Annotated in this window: 17 protein-coding genes; 9 read left to right on the forward strand and 8 right to left on the reverse strand. The window is 64.2% G+C overall.

What is annotated here, in order from left to right:
- Positions 1-232 precede the first annotated feature (232 nt).
- From B0G62_RS21515 to B0G62_RS21525, 3 genes are read left to right on the forward strand one after another with little or no spacing between them, the layout of a single operon-like run.
- Entirely contained in the window at positions 233-1,006 is a 774-nt protein-coding gene (locus B0G62_RS21515; protein WP_103706227.1) for a DUF4118 domain-containing protein, read from the forward strand.
- A gap of 16 nt (positions 1,007-1,022) precedes the next feature.
- Positions 1,023-1,937 carry an alpha/beta hydrolase gene (locus B0G62_RS21520; RefSeq protein ID WP_103706273.1) on the forward strand — a complete coding sequence of 305 codons (915 nt, stop codon included), beginning with the start codon at positions 1,023-1,025 and terminating at the stop codon, positions 1,935-1,937.
- Positions 1,934-2,749 (forward strand): MipA/OmpV family protein, encoded by an 816-nt coding sequence (locus tag B0G62_RS21525; protein WP_407671198.1) that lies wholly within the window; start codon positions 1,934-1,936, stop codon positions 2,747-2,749. The genes B0G62_RS21520 and B0G62_RS21525 overlap by 4 nt, the downstream gene beginning before the upstream one ends.
- A gap of 17 nt (positions 2,750-2,766) precedes the next feature.
- On the opposite strand, the gene B0G62_RS21530 is transcribed toward B0G62_RS21525, so the two are convergent.
- Positions 2,767-3,738 (reverse strand): aliphatic sulfonate ABC transporter substrate-binding protein, encoded by a 972-nt coding sequence (locus tag B0G62_RS21530; protein WP_103706229.1) that lies wholly within the window; start codon positions 3,736-3,738, stop codon positions 2,767-2,769.
- A 283-nt stretch (positions 3,739-4,021) separates the two neighbouring features.
- Here B0G62_RS21530 and B0G62_RS21535 point away from each other — a divergent pair, with 283 nt between their 5' ends.
- From B0G62_RS21535 to B0G62_RS21545, 3 genes are all read left to right on the forward strand, one after another.
- Positions 4,022-5,524, forward strand: coding sequence for a sugar ABC transporter ATP-binding protein (locus tag B0G62_RS21535; RefSeq protein WP_103706230.1), 1,503 nt, complete (start codon positions 4,022-4,024; stop codon positions 5,522-5,524).
- Between the two features lie 147 nt (positions 5,525-5,671).
- Positions 5,672-6,607 carry an ABC transporter permease gene (locus B0G62_RS21540; RefSeq protein ID WP_181315604.1) on the forward strand — a complete coding sequence of 312 codons (936 nt, stop codon included), beginning with the start codon at positions 5,672-5,674 and terminating at the stop codon, positions 6,605-6,607.
- 79 nt (positions 6,608-6,686) lie between these two features.
- Positions 6,687-7,784 carry a substrate-binding domain-containing protein gene (locus tag B0G62_RS21545; protein ID WP_103706232.1) on the forward strand — a complete coding sequence of 366 codons (1,098 nt, stop codon included), beginning with the start codon at positions 6,687-6,689 and terminating at the stop codon, positions 7,782-7,784.
- A gap of 198 nt (positions 7,785-7,982) precedes the next feature.
- On the opposite strand, the gene B0G62_RS21550 is transcribed toward B0G62_RS21545, so the two are convergent.
- Positions 7,983-8,957, reverse strand: coding sequence for a helix-turn-helix transcriptional regulator (locus B0G62_RS21550; RefSeq protein WP_103706233.1), 975 nt, complete (start codon positions 8,955-8,957; stop codon positions 7,983-7,985).
- A 428-nt stretch (positions 8,958-9,385) separates the two neighbouring features.
- Between B0G62_RS21550 and B0G62_RS21555 the strand changes: the two genes are divergently transcribed.
- On the forward strand, positions 9,386-10,378 hold the full coding sequence (locus B0G62_RS21555) for a helix-turn-helix transcriptional regulator (protein WP_146055339.1): 993 nt from the start codon (positions 9,386-9,388) through the stop codon (positions 10,376-10,378).
- 19 nt (positions 10,379-10,397) lie between these two features.
- Here B0G62_RS21555 and B0G62_RS21560 read toward each other — a convergent pair whose 3' ends face one another.
- The 3 genes from B0G62_RS21560 to B0G62_RS21570 all read right to left on the reverse strand — a co-directional run bounded on the left by B0G62_RS21560 (position 10,398) and on the right by B0G62_RS21570 (position 11,978).
- Positions 10,398-11,174: an alpha/beta fold hydrolase gene (locus B0G62_RS21560; protein WP_167401320.1), complete on the reverse strand. Its 777-nt coding sequence runs from the start codon at positions 11,172-11,174 to the stop codon at positions 10,398-10,400.
- Positions 11,175-11,202: 28 nt separating this feature from the next.
- On the reverse strand, positions 11,203-11,472 hold the full coding sequence (locus B0G62_RS31750) for a hypothetical protein (protein ID WP_167401321.1): 270 nt from the start codon (positions 11,470-11,472) through the stop codon (positions 11,203-11,205).
- Positions 11,473-11,615: 143 nt separating this feature from the next.
- Entirely contained in the window at positions 11,616-11,978 is a 363-nt protein-coding gene (locus B0G62_RS21570) for a cupin domain-containing protein (protein ID WP_103706237.1), read from the reverse strand.
- 213 nt (positions 11,979-12,191) lie between these two features.
- Between B0G62_RS21570 and metE the strand changes: the two genes are divergently transcribed.
- Positions 12,192-14,492, forward strand: coding sequence for a 5-methyltetrahydropteroyltriglutamate--homocysteine S-methyltransferase (gene metE / locus B0G62_RS21575; RefSeq protein ID WP_103706238.1), 2,301 nt, complete (start codon positions 12,192-12,194; stop codon positions 14,490-14,492).
- 147 nt (positions 14,493-14,639) lie between these two features.
- On the forward strand, positions 14,640-14,873 hold the full coding sequence (locus B0G62_RS21580; protein ID WP_103706239.1) for a DUF7661 family protein: 234 nt from the start codon (positions 14,640-14,642) through the stop codon (positions 14,871-14,873).
- 52 nt (positions 14,874-14,925) lie between these two features.
- Here the strand turns inward: B0G62_RS21580 and B0G62_RS21585 are convergent, their stop codons facing one another.
- Genes B0G62_RS21585 through phnX form a run of 3 tightly spaced genes read right to left on the reverse strand, consistent with a single transcriptional unit; the run spans position 14,926 to position 18,460 of the window.
- Positions 14,926-16,377, reverse strand: a complete 1,452-nt coding sequence (locus tag B0G62_RS21585) for an MFS transporter (protein ID WP_103706240.1) — start codon at positions 16,375-16,377, stop codon at positions 14,926-14,928.
- 44 nt (positions 16,378-16,421) lie between these two features.
- Positions 16,422-17,573, reverse strand: a complete 1,152-nt coding sequence (gene psrA / locus B0G62_RS21590) for an iron-containing alcohol dehydrogenase PsrA (RefSeq protein ID WP_103706241.1) — start codon at positions 17,571-17,573, stop codon at positions 16,422-16,424.
- Positions 17,570-18,460 carry a phosphonoacetaldehyde hydrolase gene (phnX, locus tag B0G62_RS21595; RefSeq protein WP_103706242.1) on the reverse strand — a complete coding sequence of 297 codons (891 nt, stop codon included), beginning with the start codon at positions 18,458-18,460 and terminating at the stop codon, positions 17,570-17,572. Before phnX ends, psrA begins: the two co-directional genes overlap by 4 nt.
- Positions 18,461-18,601 lie beyond the last annotated feature (141 nt).

The raw sequence follows: 18,601 nt of genomic DNA on the forward strand, positions 1-18,601 counted from the left end.
GTTCTTTAATGTTGCCGGATGGGGGATCGTCAGATTTAATCCGTAGTATGAATAGGAATATCGGTAAAAAGTGGTAATATACGCGGCCGCGAAGGAACCTCGCTGCACCCGCCAGCCCATTGGCCAGCCAACTTGCGCCGTCCTTCCGCACACTGATTACAAGGTGGGCGCCTCCGGCCGCTTCCTGGCACTTCTCGCATCGGCCCGCAAAAGAACTGGGCCCTGAATAAACATGAAAGTCCGTAATGCCCGTCACTGGGCGCCCCGGGGTCCGCGCCGCTGGGGCTACGCCGCCGTTGCGCTCGCCATCGCCAGCGTCGTGCGCATTGGCCTGCATCCGTGGCTCGGCCCGATGATGCCGGGCACGGCGTTTTGCATCGCCGCCTCGCTGGTCGAGTACTACTTCGGGCTGGCGCCGGCGCTGACGGTCATGGTGCTCGGGCTCGGCATCGCCGATTACCTGTTCGTGCCGCCCTACGCCAATATCTCCGTACTCGATTTTCACGACGCCGTGCTGCTCGTGTCGTATCCGCTCGTTACCCTCATCGTGATGACGCTGATCGAGCGTCTGCGACGCGAGCAGTTTCGTGCGCAACTGATCGCGTCGGTCGCCCAGTCGCGTTACGAAATGCTGCTGCGTCACGATAACGAACGCGTGCTCGCGCGCCGCGCCGAGGACGAAACGCATCGCCTGCTGCGCCATCTCGCGCAGCATCACGAGGGCTTCATTCTCATCAAGGCGCTGGAGCGCAACGCCGCGCAGCGCGCGAGCGTGGGACAGAGCACGGCGGCGCTGCCGGCGGCCACCGAAGTGGCGCCGGGGCCGCTGTTCGAATCGGTGCACCCCGAGGATATCCAGCGCCTGACCCATGCCTTGTGGCCGGGCCATCACCGCGTACGCCTGCGCCACGCGAAGCATGATCGCGATTTCCGCATGACGAACTGCCAATGTGAGCGCTTCACCACCCATGCAGGCGACTTCCTCGTTCTGAGCACGGAGGACTGACGTGGCGACTGTCGAGATGGAACCGGTCGTGTGCGCGACTCCTGCTGTGCGCCCCTCACGCATTTTCAACGAAGGCGACGGCCACGCCGTCCTGCTGCTGCACGGCCTGTCGAGCTCGCCGATCGAGCTGCGCTACCTCGCGCGCTATCTGCACAACGAGGGCTTCACGGTCTGCGCTCCGCTGATCGAAGGCTATAGCGCAGGCTCCAGCGAACAGACGATGGAGCAGTGGGTCGAGTCGGCGGCGCGCGAGTTCGACGCACTGGCCGCGCGCTATGAACGCGTGTCGATCTGCGGCCTGTCGATTGGCGGCGCGCTGGCCATGCGGCTGATCCGCGAGCGGCCTGGCGCGCAGTCGCTCGTGCTGCTTTCGCTCACGTTGGCCTATGACGGCTGGGCGATCCCGTGGTATCGCTTCCTGCTGGACTGGGCGTACTACACACCGCTGCGCCACGTCTATCGTTATCGCGAGTCGGAACCGTTCGGCGTGCGAAACGAAGCGCTGCGCAAGAAGATCGCGCGCGCAATGCAGCGCAATGCGTTTAGCGAAGTGGGACCGTCGACGATCTCGCTGCCTGCGCTGCATCAGGCATTGCGGCTCGCGCGCACGGCGCGCAAGGACGTGGCGGCGATCGAAAACGATACGCTCGTGATTCACGCGATCGACGATGAAACGTCGAGTCCACGTAATCCGCGCTATGTGATCGACCATATCGGCGCGAATTTCCTGCGCACGCTCTGGCTCGACGACTCGTATCACATGATCACTTCGGACAACGAACGCGAGATTGTCGCGCGCGAGACCACGCTGTTCCTGCGCGAGAGCGAAGTGGCGCATGGCGCGCGCGATGCGCAGAACCAGCCAGTCGTCTCGAAGGCGCTCGCGCGGCGTTTGCGTCAACTGGCAGCAGTGGGAAGGAAGAAGGCGTGAAGCGGTCTATAACGATGACGGCGCTGGCTTGCGTCGCCATGCTCGCGTTCGCGAGGCAGGCCTGGGCTGATGATACGAACACCCAGGCGACGAGCGAAGCGACGGCCAGCACGACCCCGGACGAGTCGCCCTGGAAGATCTCGATCGGGCCGGGTGCGTATTTCGCGCCGCAGTATCCGGGCTCGCGTCATATGAAGGTCTATCCGTTCCCGGCGCTCGACATCTCGTACCGCGATCGCTTCTTCTCGCAGGGGCCGGACGTGCTGGGCATCAACGTGTTGACCTCGGAGAACTATCACCTGGGCGCGTCGCTGAGCTTCGATTTCCAGTCGCGCACGGCCTCCGACGATCCGCATCTGCGTGGTCTCGGCAATGTGGACGACGGCCCCAAGCTGCGCATTTTCGGCGATTACACGCTCTGGGCCTTCACGGGCGCCGTGGCGGTCTATCAGGACATTTCCGGCAACGGGCAGGGCACCACGGCGAGCGCGGATCTTTACGCCTCGCTGCCGCTGAAGGGCTGGCTGTTTTCGGTCGGGCCAGGTCTTACGTGGGCCAATGCCGTTTATACGCGTACGCTGTTTGGTATTTCGTCGGCACAGAGCGCGGCTTCGGGGCTGCCGCAGTACGCGACCGGTTCGGGTATCCGCGATGTGCATATGACGTTCTATGCCACGCACGATTTCTCGAAGCACTGGGTCGGTTCCGTGGACGCCACGCTCGGACGTCTGGAGCACTATGCGGGCGGCAGTCCGATCACCGAACGCCGCCGCGAACTGACCACTTTCGCGGCCCTCGATTATCGCTTTTAAAGCGGCACTTTCGCCGTTTAAACGAACGTCTCCGGATAGACGAAGCGCGCTACATCGACGCGTTCTTTCACCAGCCCCAGCGCGTGAAAGGTATCGACGATATCCTGCTGTTCCTTCACGATATCGGGCGTCACGGCCACGGTCGTATAGTGGCGGCGCCCGGTCGAAAGCCTGAGCACATCGGGGCGCACGCCTAGCTGAGGCGCGAGCAGATTCGCGGTTTCCTGCGGATGGCTCTGCGTCCACGCATTCGCTTTTGCGAGTTCCTGAAACAGCACGCGGATCACCTGCGGATTCTGTTTGACGAAGTCGGGCCGCGCCAGATGGAAGGTGCGATTGTTCGACAGACCCGTGCCGTCACGCAGCACGCGCGGCGCGGTGGCCAGTTGCTGGCCCGCGAGGAACGGGTCCCACAAACCGGCCGCATCGACGTTGCCCGAGAGATACGTTGCACTCACGTCCGCCGCGCTCGTCAGATAGACGGGCTGGATATCGCCGTACTCCAGACCCGCCTCGCGCAGCGCGCGCACCAGCAGATATTGCACGTTCCAGCCGCGCCCGATCGCCACTTTCTTGCCCTTCAGTTCGCGGATCGAATGGATCGGCGAATCCGCCGCCACGAAGATGCCGATGCCCTTGGGATAGGGCTGTTCCGCGCCCAGATAGACGGCGTTCACGCCCGCTGCATTGGCGAAGGCGGATGGCGTATCGGCGGCATGGCCGAAGTCGAGCGCCTCGGCGTTGAGCGCTTCGGTGAGTTGCGGGCCCGCCGCGAATTCCGCCCAGCGCACGTTCCAGCCGAGCGGTTGCAACGCCCGCTCCAGACTGCCGGTGCCCTTGAGAATATTGAGCGTGTTGAACTTCTGGTAGCCGATGCGCAAGGTGCGCGTGTCGGCAGCCTGGGCGTTCGTGACGAGCGAGGGAAGAGCGGCGGCGCCAAGCGCCGTCGCGGAAAGCTGGCGGATGAATTTGCGTCTGCTGTGTTGCATGCCGTTATAAAGAAGCAAAAATGGAAGGTGCGATAGTGAATTAATTCGTATCGCTGAATAACTATTCGCGCCTGATGCCGATCATCAGCCGATTCTAGAGACGGCCCATTTAAAACCGAACCAAGCGTTTCGCATAACCATATAGGACGGCTCGCAAAGGCACACATAGCGGCGCCTTAGCAAAAGCGCGCGCATGGATATGAACATCGCTTCGTTGGGGGCGTGCTGGCGGCTCGCTACGATGGACGCCATTCCGCAACCCTCCGTCCGGAGTCTGAGCGCCATGTCCGCCCCCGTGTTTTCCGCCCATGCGATCGCAAAGCGCTTTGGCGCCACCGTGGCGCTCGCGCGGCTTGATCTGTCGATCGGCGCGGGCGAAGTCGTCGCGCTGATGGGCGCGAACGGCGCGGGCAAATCCACCTTCGTGAAGATCGTGAGCGGCGTGCAGGCCGCCGACGAAGGGGCAATGACGCTGGACGGGCAAGCCTATTTGCCCGGCTCGCCGCTGGCCGCGAAGCGTCAGGGCGTGGCGACCGTGCACCAGTCCGTCGCCGACGTGGTGGTGCCGGCGCTGTCCATCGCGGACAACCTGCTGCTCGACGAGCTTTGCGGCGGCATCGCGACGATCTGGACGCCGCGCGCGCGCCGCCATGCGCGCGCACGCGAGCTGGCGGCCCGCGTGGGCCTGGAAGGCGTCGATCTCGACGCGCCGCTTGGCACGCTCTCGCTGGCGGCGCAGCAGCGCGTGGTGCTGGCGCGTGCGCTGGCGACGCGTCCGCGCCTTTTGATCCTCGACGAACCCACCGCGAGCCTGTCCTCCGCCGAAGCCGAACGTCTCTATACCTTGATCGATGGCTTGCGCGCGGAAGGCGTGGCGGTGCTGCTGGTCTCGCATCGGCTGGCCGATTTGCGCCGCCTCGCCTCGCGCGTGGCCGTGGTGCGCGACGGCCGCACCGTTGCCGTGCAGGATGCGCCGATCGATTTCGATACCGCGCTGGAGACGATGATCGGGCGCAGGTTGCCTGTTGGCACTCCCAACACGGATAAAAGCGAACTCATCCAGCGCGCTAAACCTGCGCTGGAACTACGCGGCGTGCGGCTCGGAGCGCATTCCGAAGCCTTCGACCTCGACGTACGCGACGGCGAAATCGTCGCCGTGGTCGGCCCGGTCGGTGCGGGCAAGACGCGCCTTGCGCAGGCGATCTTCGGCGCGACGCGCGTGAGCGCGGGGACGATGCGCCTGTACGGCGAGCCGTGGCGCCCTCGCACGCCGCGCGAGGCGATTCGCGCGGGTGTGTTTCTGGCCGGCGAGGACCGCTGGCGCAGCTCGCTTTTTCCCGATGCCGTGCCGTTCGCCTCCGTGGCGGGCACCATCGGCTTTCCGTTCTTGCCGCGCTGGAGCCGCGCGGGCGTGGTGCCGCGCGCGAAAGAGCGCGACGTCGCGCGCGAGGCCATCGACACCTTCGGCATCCGCTGCGGCGGTCCCGACGACCGCGTGGCACGCCTCTCGGGCGGCAACCAGCAGAAGGTGCTGCTCGCGCGCTGGCACGCCGAACCCGCGCGCCTGCTGCTGCTCGACGAGCCGTTTCAGGGCGTCGATGCCGGTGCGCGCGCCGATATCGCCGCGATGCTGCGTCGCCGTGCCGCCGGGCGCGCGACGCTGGTTTTCGTGAGCGATCTGGAAGAAGCGCATGAGGTGGCCGATCGTATCGTGCAGTTCGATCGCGGCACCGTCGAAGTCACCCGCGAAGCCACCCCAGCCCCAGACGCCCTCATTTCAACTTGAGCCCCGTAACTTGAGACCCGCACCGTGAAATCCGCCACACCGACGCTCGCCAACGACCCCGCGCAGGCCCGCGCCGTCACGCCCTCGCGCCGCCGCGCCGCGCTCGCGTGGCTCGAACGCCTGAGCCTGCTGGCCGTGCTGGCCGCCATGAGCGTGCTGTTCGCGGTACGCGAACCGGCCTTCGTGAGCGTCGAGAACCTCTTCAGCATCCTCCAGGCCGTGTCGATCGTGGCGCTGCTCGGCATTGGCGTGACGATCACGCTGGCGGCAGGCGGATTCGATCTTTCGGTCGGCAGCGTGGCGGCCACCGCGCAGATGGCGGCGAGCTACGTGCTCGTGGTCTGGCACGGGAACGCGTGGGAGGCGGCCGCGGCCTGCCTCGTGCTCGGTATCGCGGCGGGCCTCTTCAACGGCGTGCTCATCACGCGCCTGCATGTGCCGGATCAGCTTGCGACCCTCGGCACGCTGTTCCTGCTCGCGGGCCTGCAACTGATTCCCACGGGCGGACGCTCGCTGGCGACCGGCACGATCCTGCCCGACGGCAGCGAAGCGAGCGGCACCTTTCCGGACGCTTTCCTCGCGCTCGGCCGCGCACGCCTGTTCGAGATCGTGCCCGCGCCGGTGCTGGTGTTGCTCGTGCTGACACTGCTTGTGTCGGCGGTGATGGCGCTCACGCGCTGGGGCCGCGTGATCTACGCGATCGGCGGCAACGAGACGGCGGCGCGGCTCGCCGGTGCGCCCGCTGCGCGCTATCGCGTCGCGGCTTACGTGGCGTCCGGTGCGATCGCCTCGCTCGGCGGCCTGCTGATCGCGGCGCGCGTGGGACGCGGAGACGTCAGCGCCGGTCACTCGCTGCTGCTCGACGCTGTGGCGGCGGCGCTGGTGGGCTACGCCGTTTGGGGCGTGAAGCGGCCCAACGTGCCGGGCACGGTGATCGGCGCGGTTTTCGTGGGGGTGCTGCTCAACGGCCTGACGATGCTCAACGCGCCGTACTACCTCCAGGATTTCATCAAGGGCGCGCTGCTGGTGGTCGCGCTCGCGTTCACGTTCAGCATCGGGCATCGCGGCGGCACGCGCATTTGATGCCTGGCGACGATGTAAGGCCATATTCACGCTGTCACACAAATAACCAGGGAATCCTGACGATATGGAGAGGGGAAACATGAAGACCGCAAAGCACGGAAAAAAACACGGAATACTCGCTTCGACGCCTCGCAAGGCACCGACTCGCGCGTTCGGCACGCTCACGCTCTGCGCGGCGGCGCTGCTGGGCGCGGGCGTGGCGCACGCGGGCGCACTCAAAGGCGCGCCCGCGCCGTTCGACAAGGGCGGCGTGAAGATCGCGCTGGTCAACTACCTGTCCGAGGGCGACTTCTTCCAGGCCTATGAGGCGGGCGCGCAAAAGCAGGCGAAGGCGCTCGGCATCGACCTGCGCATTTACGAGGGCCGCCAGGACGCCGCGCAGCAGCGCGACCAGATCCAGCAGGCCATCAATCTGGGCGTGTCCGCGATCATCGTCAATCATGGCTTGCCCGAATCGCTCAAGGACGTGGTCCAGCAGGCGCTCGACAAGGGCATCAAGGTCGTGGCCTTCGATGTCGATCTCGCCAATCCGCGTGTGCCGCAGATCGAGCAGAGCGATCGCGATCTGGCGTCGCTGCTGTTGCAGCAGGCCGTGAAAGACAACGGCGACGCGTTTTCCGCAGGCTACGTCTATGTCGCCGGCTTCGCGCCGCTCGACCGCCGCGACGCCGTCTGGCAGGCTTTCAAGAGCGCGCATCCGAAGGTGCGCGAGCAGGCGCGCTGGGGCACCGTGGACAACCCGATCGCACAGTCGGTGGCGAACCAGGCGTCGGCTGCGTATCGCGCGCATCCGGATATTCGCGTCGTGATCGCGCCTTACGACGAGTTCGCGCGCGGCGCGAGCCTCGCGGCGGGCGAGGCGAATCTCTCGGGCAAACTGCGCATTTATAGCGCCGATATTTCGACCGCCGATATCGAGGCGATCCGCGCGCCGAACAGCGCCTGGGTAGCGACGGCGGCGACCAATCCGGCCGTGGTGGGCGCGGTATCGGTGCGTGCGGCGGCGCTGGATGTGGCGGGGCAACCGCTCGACCACCACATCACGGTCAAGCCCACGCTGGTCACGCACGATGATCTCGTGAAGAACGATATCCATACCATCGCCGAACTGGGCGCGAAGTTTCCGGCGTTTCGCGCGAGCGACGCGGCGACGGCGGGGTGGATTCCGGTGGAGTGAAATGCGCGGTGCGGGAAAAAGCGCGTGAGAAAAAAGCGCGCCAGCCGGTATGGATGGGCGGGCGCGCTTCGGAAAAGTAGCGAGTGGTCTTGTATCGAATCGAGTGATGGTTAGATCACAGGTCTCTTCGCACGACCTCATATTCCGATTTCCCGCGCGCGCCGGCAATGATGCAAATGCACTAGTGGCCGGGAAAGCTCAAGGGTCGATTGCGCTCATTTGCGCCACCAGATCGGTATTCGAGTGAATCTCCGCCCGATCGTAGATCGCCTGAAGGTGATTGCGAACCGTTGCTGGCGCGATGCCCAGCAGGAGTGCCACCTCCTTGTGTGAATGACCCGCGCTGACGAGGCGCGCCACATTGAGTTCGCGGGTGGAAAGCCGGTCGAGCGGTACGCGCGGGCGCGTCCGCACGAGCGCCGTTTCGTGTCCGCGTTCGAAGCGGAACACATGCGATTCGCCTTTGAACGTCGGCGTGCCACTCTGCATGGCCTGCGCCAGCGGTGCGGGCAGCGCGCCGGCGAGGCGTGGATAAGCGGGCCATTCCGTGCGTAGCGCCTCAGTGAACGAAGGCTCGGCCAGTACGATCTGGCCACCCGGCGTGCAGATTGCCGCCGACCAGCGCGCGGGCGAAGTGCGATCACACGCGCGCTCAATCTGCAGGGCCTGATTGATCTTCCAGGCCTCGATCAGATGCGGGTAAAGCGACTGGACGAAAACGCGTTCGGCCTCGGCGAACGAGGCGTCGGGATCGGCGCGAAACACGGATAGATTGATCAGCACCTGAGCTTTGACGTCCTTACTACATGTAACGAGACCGGACGCATGGCGAAAACGCTGTGCATAGTCGCGCATCGCACGATTGGCCGGACCCGCGAAGTAGGTGGGGAAATGAAAATTGCCGGTCGTGTACTGATGGCTCACGGCGAATTTCGCCGCATGGTCCAAGGCACTGATCTGCGTGTAGGCGTTCTGCCAGTCGGGCATTTCATCGACGAGATGGACGCTATCGAACACGGCACTCCCGCCGATGAAATTGCCGGTGGCCCAGCGTCCGGCATCGAAGGGCACGCGCACGCGCAATACGTCGAGCATTGCGTCGAGAAAGCGGTCGTGCGCAGTCTCGCGCGCAGCGCGATAAGTGGCGAGCAAGGTGTCTTCAAGCGCGCTCATGGGGTTCTCCTGTTAGCTTCACGGCGCAACAGGTTCGCTCTTATGCGATGCCGGTGAACCTGAATTGAGTTTATCGGCGTGCAGGCGTCTGTCAATGCGAAGCGGAGCGGCGCGTGTATTGACGCGTGCGAGCGGGCGATCCGTCGATCGGCGATTTAATTAAATACGGTTTAAAACGCCAGTCTGAAAGCGGATTGAAGCTGGTTCGATGCGCTTTTTGTAAGCGCCATGAAAAACAGGATTGCTTACTGCTTGCGTGTTCATGCACGCACTGGCGCGTCGACGTTGCGCTGGCAAATGTGCCGGGCGCGGCTTGGGATTCGCGCAAAACTATGCTATCAACTTACACACAAACCTAAAACTGCATGGTGCGTTTATTTCTCTCTTCAGCCGGGGCATAAAAGCAGTCATCGTGAGCGGAGGCGACCGTGAACGAGCTCGGCGGATTTTTGCTTTCATTGCATGCGTCGGCGCGCGAGGTGCCGTTTGAAAATTTCCAGCAGCATGCGCTCACATTGCTCAAACAGATTTTGCCTTTCGACTCGGCACGTTGGGGCGTCGTGTGTCACGACGCACGCGGCGCCGACTTTCATGAGCCATTTCTTTTCAACGATTCGCCTGAAACACTGAAGGACTACGATGCATTTCGTCAGCACGACATAGCCGCGCGCTGGTGCCTCACCCATCTCGAACGCGCCCTCAACCTGAAACTGACTGAGGCGTTCGCCCGCGTGCGCGAACCGGGTTTGCTCGAATACGCGCAGCGCTATCGGCACGTGCAGGCGTTGATTGTGGGCGGGAGGGCCAACGGCGAAGGACTCCATCAGTCGATCTCGTTATATGGCGCCTACGAGACGAGGCCTTTTTCGGAGGCTCAGCGCAATTTGCTCGAATGCTTGTTTGCGCATTTGAGCGAGGCATTGCAGACGAGCCTTGCCTTCCAGATGGAACGGGTACGGCCGAGTGCAACCGAATCCGTATGGGCGCTTGCCGTGTGCGATCCTGCCGGGTATTTTCGCTTTGTCGAGCCAACGTTTCGCATCCTGCTGCGTGACGAATGGCCCATACGCCAGCCCTCTATGTTGCCCGCCGAACTCGCCCGCCTGATCGTCGCACGCAGCGGCAGCGCGGCGAATGGCGGCGACTTGCGATACGAAGGGCGAGCGGCGTTGTTCTCGATCCAGATCGTCCACGACGTGGTATTCGTGAGAGCGCGGGCGCGGCTGCCCGTGGATGCGCTGTCGCGGCGCGAGCGCGACGTCGCGCGTCTTGTCGTCGCGGGGTGCACGTACAAGGAGATTGCGCGTGCGCTCTCGATCGCGCCTGCGACCGTTCGCAATCATTTGCAGGCGATTCACGAGCGCGCCGGCGTGCACCGCAACGCGGAACTCGTGCAGCAATTCAGGCGGGCGGGGCTGTAGCCAGGCGTATTGCGCCGGGTCAGAGCGTTCGCCACCAATCGGCGGGGGGCGCTTCGAGGTGCACGAAATGGCCTGTGTCGAGTTGGGAAAATTGCGCCTGCGGGAACAGCGCGGCCCATGTGCGGCGTTCCGCATCGAGATCGATGAGCGGATCCTCGCGGCCGAACACGATGCTCACGGGTGCGGCGCAGGTCGGGGCGGGCGATGGCGGCTCGGCCCAGAAGTCGCGCACGATGACTTCGAACGCGTTCGCGTCAATGACGTTGTGGCGGGCGAGCAGGTCGAGATACCAGAGACGTCGCGCTTGCGCACCTGCGCTCCAGTAAAGATCGAAGAAGTTCGCAAAGCTCGTCACCTGGGACGCGAGACGGGCGAAGCGCGCGTAGTCGCTGTCGGCCTTGAATTCCTCCAGCGCCGCGAGCAACGGGTGCGATGACGACGAGCGTGTGAGCAGGCACGTCGCGAGCCGTACGAAGGCATTGCCCATGTCGTGAACGGGCGCCAGCAGCCAGACTCGCCCGATGCGTTCGGGCATCCGTTGCACGAGGCGCAGTGCGAGATGGGCGCCAAACGAGTGGGCCACGAGATCGACGGGCTGGTCCGATACCTCCGCGAGCTGGCGCGCCTCTTCTTCCGCCGCATCGACGAGCGCGCCAAACGGGCGGGCGAACAGTACCGCCGAACGCGGCTGATCCCACCAGTGGATCGGTAGCGTCTGTTCGTAGAGATCACGCTCGGCGATCGCCGACAGGCCGGGACCGCCGTGCAGAAACAGGGTGGGCGGGGCAGAGTGCATGCTCGCTCCGATGGGCAGGTGGGGCGTCTTACTGCATCTCGACGGTACCGGGATGGTCGTGACACATGCAATGTGCGCCGGGTTCGAGGCTCTTGTCACCCAGGGCGCACAGGTGGCCATGGACCATGAGGCAGATTTTGTGTCCGCCTCCGGGGCTGGCGGACGGATCGGCGGCGGTAGCGATGGCGGGCGCGGCTTCGGTTTGCGCGGCTGGCGCGGCCGGCGCCGTGGGCGCATTGTCCTGTGCGAGCGCGGCGACGCTGACGAAGGCAGCGGCCAGAACGATGAGGGATTTCATGGCGCTTCTCCAGAAGAACGGGAACCTCTCGCGCCGTGTAGCGCGGCGGGTGCTCCTGTTGAAGCGATGGTGGGCGCTCGGGACGTGGCGGGCAATGATGCAAATGCATCATCGGCGCGCGGCCCCGTGAGCGCTCTCCTGGTTCAGCCCTTGAACTCGACCGAGACGAATACCTTGCGGCATCGTTCGACCACTTCCCACGTGCCCTTGAATCCTGCTGGAATCAGGAAGCGGTCGCCGGCGCGCACGGTGCGCTCCGCTCCCTCTTCGTCGCGCAGTACCGATACGCCTTCGAGAATTTCGCAATACTCGTTTTCGGTGAAGTTCACGGTCCATTGACCGCATTCGCTTTCCCAGATTCCGGTCGAGAGCTGGCCGCACGCGCTCGTAAAGTGCATGTGGGCGGCCTGACGCGGCACGCCGGAAATAACCGCCTCGGGCTTCGGCTCCCATTCGAGAGTTTCTTTGGCGGGCTGCGAGTAATCGACGATATCCAGAATGCGCATGTTTAAAAGAGTGAAAAGCAGGTTGGAAAGCGGTCTGGATTGATACCTCGACAAAATGCCGCTTGCAAGCCGTACATCCCCGGTAAGCGCGACGAATGAAAAAATCTAATCGTTCGATGAAATAAGACCATTTTTCTTCATGATCATGCGCCTCTATGATCACTGCCACTTTCCGCATTTGTTCTACGCAACCTCTATTGGATGGCAGCCCGCATGGTCACGACACACAATCTCGGCTTCCCGCGCATTGGCGCTAAACGCGAACTGAAGTTCGGACTCGAACGCTACTGGAAGGGCGAGTCGTCGCGCGATCAACTGAAGACGCTCGGCGCGCAACTGCGTGCGCGCCACTGGAACGATCAGCGCGAACTCGATCTGGCGCCGGTGGGTGACTTCGCGTTCTACGATCAGGTACTCGACATGAGCTTCACGCTGGGCAACCTGCCGGCTCGCGTGCAGGGCTTTCATGGCGATGCGCTCGACAACTACTTCCGCGTGGCGCGTGGCCGCTCGGCCGCAGGAGCCGAAGCGCACGCAGGTTGTTGCGGCGGCGTCGCGGCCGGCGAAATGACCAAGTGGTTCGACACCAACTATCACTACATCGTCCCCGAATTCACCGCCGATACCACCTTCAAACTGGACGCATCGCGTCTGGTCGAGCAACTGGGCGAAGCCCGCGCGCAAGGCGTGAACGCGAAGCCGGTCATCGTCGGCCCGGTGACGTATCTGTGGCTCGGTAAAACCAAGGACGACTCCGACAAGCTCGCGCTGCTGCCGCGCATTTTGCCCGCCTACGCGGCGCTGCTCGACACGCTCGCGAAAGCCGGCGTGGAGTGGGTACAGATCGACGAGCCGGCGCTCGTGACGGAACTCGACGACGCGTGGAAACAGGCTTTCGTGACGGCCTACGACGCGCTCAAGACGCGCCCGGTCAAGCTGCTGCTCGCGACGTATTTTGGCCAGTTGCTCGACAATCTAGAGCTAGCTGTCAAACTGCCGGTCGATGGTCTGCATATCGATGCAATCAACGCCCGCGAAGAAGTGGCGCACGCCGCGCAGAAGCTGCCGGCGCAGAGCGTGCTGTCGGTCGGCGCGATCAACGGCCGCAACATCTGGAAGACGGACCTGAACGCCGCGCTCGATTGGCTCGCGCCGCTCGCGCAGCAGCTGGGCGAGCGCCTCTGGATCGCGCCGTCGTGCTCGCTGCTGCACGTGCCGGTCGATCTCGCGAGCGAAGAAAAACTCGACGCCGAAATCCGCTCGTGGCTCGCCTTCGCACTGCAGAAGCTGGACGAAGTGAAGGTGCTGGCGACGGCGCTCAATCAGGGCCGCGACAAGGTCGCCGAAGAACTTGCCGCCAACGCGGCTGCGATCGCCGCACGCCGCAACTCGCCGCGCGTGAACAACCCGGCGGTGAAGGCCGCGCTGGCGCGCATCGACGCGAAGCTCGGCCATCGTCAGCACGCCTACGCCGAACGCGCGCCGAAACAGGCCGCGCTGCTGAAGCTGCCCGCCTTCCCGACCACGACGATCGGCTCGTTCCCGCAGACCGGCGAAATCCGCCACGCCCGCAGCCAGTTCAAGAGCGGCGCGCTCGACCGGTCCGGCTATCGGGACGCCATGCGCAAGGAAATCGAGCGCAGCGTGCGCGAGCAGGAAGCGCTGGAACTGGACGTGCTGGTGCACGGCGAAGCCGAGCGTAACGACATGGTCGAATACTTCGGCGAGCAGCTCGACGGTTACGCGTTCAGCCAGTTTGGCTGGGTGCAGTCATATGGCTCGCGCTGCGTGAAGCCGCCTGTGCTGTTTGGCGATATCAGCCGCCCGAAGGCGATGACGGTCGAGTGGATCACCTACGCGCAGTCGCTCACGAACAAGCCGATGAAGGGCATGCTTACCGGCCCGGTGACGATTTTGAACTGGTCGTTCGTGCGTGACGACCAGCCGCGCTCGGTGTCGTGTTACCAGTTGGCGCTGGCGATCCGCGAAGAAGTGATCGACCTCGAAAAGGCCGGCGTGCGTGTGATCCAGATCGACGAAGCCGCGCTGCGCGAAGGGTTGCCGCTGCGCCGCGCGCAATGGGGCGAATACCTGCGCTGGGCCGTCGAATCATTCCGTATCACGGCCAACGGCGTGCAGGACGAGACGCAGATCCACACGCATATGTGCTATTCGGAGTTCAACGACATCATCGCGTCGATCGCCGATATGGACGCCGACGTCATCACGATCGAGACCTCGCGCTCGGATATGGAATTGCTCGACGCGTTCGACCACTTCAAGTACCCGAACGAGATCGGGCCGGGTGTCTATGACATCCACTCGCCGAATATCCCGACGCAGGAGCATATCGTTCAGCTCATGCAGAAAGCCGCTGAGCGTATTCCGGCACAACGTCTGTGGGTCAACCCGGATTGCGGACTGAAGACGCGCCAGTGGGCGGAAGTGATCCCTGCACTGACCAATATGGTCGCGGCGGCGAAGACGCTGCGTAATCGCAATCGGGCGCAATAAGCGGCTGGGTAAAGGCTGATGTTTTGCATGCGTCCAGAGTCTGTCTCGGGATGCATTCGTTGATATGTTTGCGGACGACGCGAACACCTGTTGCGCGTACAACTGTTAGAGTTTGACGGTATCCATGTGAATGGGAGCCTGCGCGCCATGCCTGAAGAATATCGATTCGACGTTTTTGGCCGCAGGATGGCGATTGCCGGTAGCGATGGTGCGTGGGTCGCGTATCTGATCGGCGCGGAAGGCAAGCGCCGACGCGCGGGCTTCGAGATTCCCGATTTCGTTACCGCCAACGAACTCGCGCAATATCTCGACGATCTCTTTCACGAGGATGCAAGCCCGGAAAGGCCGGGCGTCGTGCTGCTTGGCGTGGCGCAACGCTGAGCTCACAACGAGCGGAATAGCCGCGGCGCCGTCTGCGGTCGTGTTCCTGATATCAGGCGATTCGCGGCACCCCTTCGGCGACCGTGCTGAAGCCGTCGTCCGCGCTGCCTTCTTCCAGCGATACATTGCGTGTTTCGCGGCCCATCATCCACCATGCCGCCGCCGCGATCGGGCCAGGCAGGGCGAGCAGCAGCAGACCGATCAGCGCTGCGGAAGGCGTGCCCGAAGCGGCATACACATTGGTGAGCATCAGCGGCGCGATCACGGCGCCCAGACGGCCCACCGCCACGGAGATGCCCAGACCCGTGGCACGAATGCGCGTGGGCAGGATTTCCGACGACACCACATAGCCTGAGATATACGCCCACGTCACGCCGAACTGGATCAGGCAATAGCCGATCACCATGCCCGGCAGCGTGTGCATCGCGTAGATCACCACGATGGCGAGCGTCGTGAAGCTGTAGCTCACGAACAGCGAGGCGCGACGGCCCCAGGCCTCGACCAGCACGGCGGCGGTCAGACCGCCCGCAAGCGCGGCGGCGTTGCCATAGACGTAGTAGATCGGCATGTCGGCGGCCGAGACCTTCATGTACGGCAGGATCACGAGCGCCATCAGCGAGAGCACGCCGTAGACCACGGCGGCCTGCGAGAAGTTGAGCGCGCTGGCGAGGCCGCAGCGCATGCGGTACGCGCCAAACAAATCGCGCAGATTGCGCCAGAAGGTGGGGTGCACCGGCACGAGCGCGGTCTTCGGATAGCGCTGTGCGGCTTGTGCGCGTTCCTGTTGCGTGAGCTTGCTGTGCGCGGCGCTTGCAGCGATGCTCTCGACGATTGCTTCGGCTTCGGCAACGCGGCCCTGTTGCAGCAGCCAGCGCGGCGACTCGGGAATCACGCGGCGAATCCAGAAGAACAGCAGCGCCATGGTCGTGCCGAAGCCGAAGCCCACACGCCACGAGATCGCGCCCGGCAGATGATTGAGCACGAGGTACGAGATCGCCGCCGAAATCAGCGCGCCCACCGGAAAGCCGGAGAGGATCAGCGAATCGGTGCGGCCGCGATGACGTCTGGGAATGAATTCGCCCATCGTCGCGGTCACGGCGGAATATTCGCCGCCCACCGCGAGTGCGGTCATCGCGCGGAAGAACAGGAACGACTCGTAGTTCCACGAAAACACGGTGGCGACGCTAAAGAACGCGTACCAGAGCAGCGTGGCGAGAAAGAGCTTCTTGCGGCCGTAGCGGTCGGCGAGATAGCCGAAGCCGATCGCGCCCACCAGCATGCCGAACACCCAGATGCTGACGGCCAGCGACCCTTGCTGGGAGCTGAGATGCCATTGGGTCTTCAGGACACCGAAGACACTGCCGATGATGTTGGTCTCGAACGAATCGAGCGCCCAACCCACGCCAAGGGCGACCAGCATCAGCGTGTGAAAGCGGGTCCACGGCATGTTGTCGAGCCGCGTGAGCGCGTCGGTTTCGACGGAGCGCGGCGCAGAGGTTTGCATAGTCACGCTGGATTCTCCTGAGCGATGAATATCGATGTTTAGCGTCAATGCACGGCGGCGGCTTGTGCGCGCGGTGCGAAGTCGATGTGCGGGAAGTTCGCGCGCTGGCCGATGAAATTGCGCCCGCGCGCGCCGTCGAAGGCGCGATCGACGATGGTTTCCCACTGCTGGGCATCCACGCCGTAAGCCGAGGGATGACTCGATACGCCAAGCGATTCGAGCAGCGCGGCCAGATGCGCGGGCGCTTGCTCGATATCGCCGAAAATCTCGCCTAATGCCGCATCGCAATCCGGGTCCACGCCCAGCGCCGCTTCCATCACGGCGGGCAGGCAGAACGAACAGGCGATGCCGTGGGCCACGCCACGCGAGAGCGTGATGGCATATGAGATGTTGTGTGCAAGCGCGGTGCGCGTATTGGAGAACGCGAGACCGGCGCGCAGCGCGCCCAGCGCCATCGCGCCACGTGCTTCGAGGTCCTGAGGATTGGCGCTCACGCGTTGAAGGCCCGAGATCAACTCGCGCGCCGCATGAATCGCGAGGCCGCGCGTGACAGGATTCGCATGAACGTTCCAGATGCTTTCGAGCGCGTGCGAAAGTGCGTCGAGGCCGCTTGCGATCGTCGGTTGCATCGGCAGGCCCACCATCAGGCTCGGATCGACGATCACTGCTTCGGCGTAGAGGTCTTCGCGCGAGAGCGAAAGCTTGCGGTCGTTCTCCGGGTCCCACACCGTGGCCCAGCAGGTGACTTCGCTGCCGGTGCCCGCCGTGGTCGGAATGGCGATGATCGGCAAGGCGCGCAGGCCCGTCGATGCACCGCCTTCGAGGTAGTCGAGCACGGGCTCGAACGCGCCGTGCTCGGCGGCCAGCACTTTCGCGCTGTCCATCACGGAGCCGCCGCCCAGCGCGATCAGCACTTCCGGCGCCTGGTCGAGCGCCGCGAGCTGCGCACATGCGCGGCGCAGCATCGGCACCGAGGGATTCGCTTCGACCGAGTCGATGCGGCCGAGCGCGGGGCCGTTGCGTGCTTCGATACGCTCCGCGAGGTCCGCGAACAGGGCGTCGGGATACGTGACGATCACATAGCGGCGGCCCGCGATGGCCTGGCCGATTTCATCGAGCGAACCCGCACCGAAGCGCACACGCACGGGGTTATGGAAATTCCACGTGTTGAGGCTGCCACCGGGAATTGCGCTCATGCTGCCTCTCCCGCAGCGAGCGCGCGCTCGATGGCGTCGATCACGCCGGGCAGTTCCGCGATGCTGTCGATCAGGAAATGCGCGCCGGTGCGGGCGAGCTTGTCGCGCGCGGGGGCCAGCAGCGCTTCGCGTGCATCGGCGTCGAGCGCTTGCCATTGCGCGAGCGAAAGGCCCACCTCGTTGCCGGTCGCCACGATGCCCACGGTCCACATGCCGGCCGCGAGACCCGCTTCCAGACCCGTCGGGCTGTCGTCCACCACCACACAGCTTTGCACATGTGCCGCGCCCAGCGCGAGCGCATTGGCGAGGCACATATCGGGCCACGGACGCCCGCGTGCCACGTCGCTCACGGTGCAGCAGAAGTCGGGTGCATAGCCGTGTGCTGCGGCGATCGGCTGAAGGTTCTTCATCACTTCGCGCGGGTAGCCCGTGGTACTGCCGATAGCGATGCCGCGTGCGCGCAGCGCCGAGATCGTCTCCAGCGCGCCAGGAATCAGCGCGCTATATCTGGCGACGTTGATCTCGTCGATGCGCAGGAACGAGGCGTACAGCGCGTCGATATCGCTATCGTTCGAGGTGCGGCCAAACTTCTCCTGCCAGCGCGCCTGCACTTGGTCGTCGCGCAGAATCATGGCGATGTGTTCGCGCTTGGCGGCGCCCATCGGCGCGCGCGCTTCTTCCACGCTGATTGGCAGTTCCGCGATCGCGAACGCTTCGCAGAAGGCTTCGACGGGCGCGATGCAGCCGAAATCCAGCACCGTGCCGGCCCAATCGAAAATCGCGGTGGTGACAGGGCCACGGTAAAGCGTCGCGCGGCGCGGATTGCGCGCGTGCGTTTCCAGGGCGTCGTTGAAGGAATGAACGTTGAGGGCAGGGGTAGTCGTCATGCTCGCACCAAAGGCACTAAAAGTACTAAAGGCACCAGAAGGGCCGGGGTTCGGGCTTCACATCAGACGAATCCGGAGATTCGCGATGTTTCAGTCCGGGTGTGAGCAGCAGAATAGTTTTGACACATGACGCCGCTATGA

It is taken from the genome of Paraburkholderia eburnea, assembly GCF_002917095.1.
In the GTDB taxonomy this organism is placed as follows: Bacteria; Pseudomonadota; Gammaproteobacteria; order Burkholderiales; family Burkholderiaceae; genus Paraburkholderia; species Paraburkholderia eburnea.